This is a genomic window from Algibacter sp. (genome assembly GCF_049667265.1).
Lineage (GTDB): Bacteria > Bacteroidota > Bacteroidia > Flavobacteriales > Flavobacteriaceae > Algibacter_B.
This window is the reverse complement of the sequence record NZ_JBATHX010000348.1, coordinates 1-2225: the sequence shown is the minus strand read 5'-3', so window position 1 is coordinate 2225 and position 2225 is coordinate 1. Positions and strand designations below refer to the sequence as shown.

Sequence of the window (2225 nt, the reverse complement as noted above, 5' to 3'; positions counted from 1 at the left end):
CACCAACACGTTCATTCCGTGGGCATGCAGGTGCTAAAAATAAAGGTAAAAAGTAGTAAGCTATGGGAAGTCGTAAAAAACAAATGGCAGACGCTATTAAGGAAGCAAAAAAGCATGTTGCTTTTGCAAAACTTAATAACTGTCCTACATCACCAAGAAAAATGCGCTTAGTAGCCGATTTAGTAAGAGGTGAAAAGGTAGAAAATGCACTAAATATTTTAAAGTTCAACCAAAAAGAAGCGTCTGGTCGTTTAGAGAAGTTGTTATTATCAGCTATCGCTAACTGGCAATCCAAGAATGAGGATGCTGATGTTGAATCTGCAGAATTAATCGTGAAGGAGATTAAAGTTGACAGCGGATCTATGTTAAAAAGATTACGTCCAGCGCCTCAAGGTCGTGCACACAGAATTAGAAAACGTTCAAACCATGTAACATTAGTGGTTGGAGCTAACAATAACACACAAGCTTAATAAGAGTATGGGACAAAAAACAAATCCAATCGGAAATCGCTTAGGAATTATCAGAGGATGGGAATCTAACTGGTACGGAGGAAACGATTATGGTGATAAACTTGCCGAAGACGATAAGATTAGAAAATACGTTCACGCGCGTTTATCTAAAGCTAGTGTAAGTAGAGTAATAATCGAAAGAACTTTAAAACTTGTAACCGTTACTATCACTACTGCTAGACCTGGTATTATTATCGGAAAAGGTGGCCAAGAGGTAGACAAGTTAAAAGAAGAACTTAAGAAAATTACTGGAAAGGAAGTTCAGATTAACATCTTTGAAATTAAGAGACCTGAACTAGATGCATTTTTAGTAGGATCAAGTATCGCTCGTCAAATTGAAAATAGAATTTCATACAGACGTGCAATTAAGATGGCTATTGCTGCTACAATGCGTATGAACGCTGAAGGAATTAAAATCCAAATTAGTGGTCGTTTAAATGGAGCTGAAATGGCACGTTCTGAACACTACAAAGAAGGACGTATTCCTTTATCAACTTTTAGAGCCGATATTGACTATGCTTTAGTTGAGGCACACACTACTTATGGTAGATTGGGTGTTAAAGTATGGATCATGAAAGGTGAAGTATATGGTAAAAGAGAGCTTTCTCCGCTTGTTGGATTATCTAAGAAGCAAGGAAAAGGTGGAGCCGCAGGACGTGGTGGAAACAAAGGACCTCGTCGTAGAAAGTAATTTTTTATAAAGTAAAGAAAAATGTTACAGCCTAAAAGAACAAAATTTCGTAAACAACAAAAAGGACGCATGAAAGGGATCTCTGGTAGAGGTCATCAACTTTCAAGCGGAACTTTTGGAATAAAAGCATTAGACGCTACGTTTATTACAGCTCGTCAAATTGAAGCAGCTCGTATTGCCGCTACTCGTTACATGAAAAGAGAAGGTCAACTTTGGATTAAAATATTTCCAGACAAGCCTATCACTAAAAAACCTCTTGAGGTACGTATGGGTAAAGGTAAAGGTGCCGTTGAATTATGGGTAGCTGTATGTAGACCAGGTCGCGTGTTATTTGAAGTTGGTGGTGTGCCATTAGACGTTGCAAAAGAAGCATTACGTTTAGCAGCACAAAAGCTACCAGTAAAAACTAAGTTTTTAATCGCTCGCGATTACGAAGCATAATAATTTAAGATGATGAAACAATCAGAAATTAAAGAATTATCTGTAGCTGAGTTACAAGAGAAACTTGGTGAAACAAAAAAGAGTTATTCAGACCTAAAATTGGCTCATGCAATATCTCCTTTAGAAAATCCAATTCAATTACGTTCTATAAGAAGAACTGTAGCGAGAATTGCGACCGAATTAACTAAAAGAGAATTACAATAATTCTGCTGAAAGATGGAAACAAGAAATTTAAGAAAAGAACGTATAGGAGTTGTTACTAGTAACAAAATGCAAAAATCAATAGTTGTTGCAGAAGTTAAAAAAGTAAAACATCCTATGTATGGAAAATTCGTATTAAAAACGAAAAAGTACGTAGCACACGACGAAACAAACGATTGCAATATTGGTGATACAGTAAAGATCATGGAAACAAGACCTTTAAGTAAATCTAAATGTTGGAGATTAGTAGAAATCCTAGAAAGAGCTAAATAATTATGTTACAGCAAGAATCAAGAATAAAAGTAGCAGACAATACTGGAGCAAAAGAGGTTTTAGTAATCCGTGTTTTAGGAGGGACTAAAAGAAGATATGCTTCTGTAGGA

Annotated in this window: 6 protein-coding genes; all 6 read left to right on the top strand. The window is 36.2% G+C overall.

What is annotated here, in order from left to right:
- Positions 1-62 precede the first annotated feature (62 nt).
- A complete protein-coding gene (gene rplV, locus WBN21_RS12205; RefSeq protein ID WP_298495287.1) occupies positions 63-470 on the top strand; it encodes a 50S ribosomal protein L22 in 408 nt (135 codons plus the stop codon).
- A 7-nt stretch (positions 471-477) separates the two neighbouring features.
- The gene (gene rpsC, locus WBN21_RS12200; RefSeq protein WP_424200660.1) at positions 478-1200 is read left to right on the top strand and encodes a 30S ribosomal protein S3; all 723 of its coding nucleotides are present in this window, start codon (positions 478-480) and stop codon (positions 1198-1200) included.
- A gap of 21 nt (positions 1201-1221) precedes the next feature.
- Positions 1222-1641, top strand: coding sequence for a 50S ribosomal protein L16 (rplP, locus tag WBN21_RS12195; RefSeq protein WP_424200658.1), 420 nt, complete (start codon positions 1222-1224; stop codon positions 1639-1641).
- A 12-nt stretch (positions 1642-1653) separates the two neighbouring features.
- Positions 1654-1845, top strand: coding sequence for a 50S ribosomal protein L29 (rpmC, locus tag WBN21_RS12190; RefSeq protein ID WP_034043309.1), 192 nt, complete (start codon positions 1654-1656; stop codon positions 1843-1845).
- Positions 1846-1857: 12 nt separating this feature from the next.
- On the top strand, positions 1858-2115 hold the full coding sequence (gene rpsQ / locus WBN21_RS12185) for a 30S ribosomal protein S17 (protein ID WP_019386276.1): 258 nt from the start codon (positions 1858-1860) through the stop codon (positions 2113-2115).
- A gap of 2 nt (positions 2116-2117) precedes the next feature.
- On the top strand, positions 2118-2225 hold a 108-nt coding region (locus tag WBN21_RS12180; RefSeq protein WP_424200662.1), incomplete at its 3' end, for an uL14 family ribosomal protein.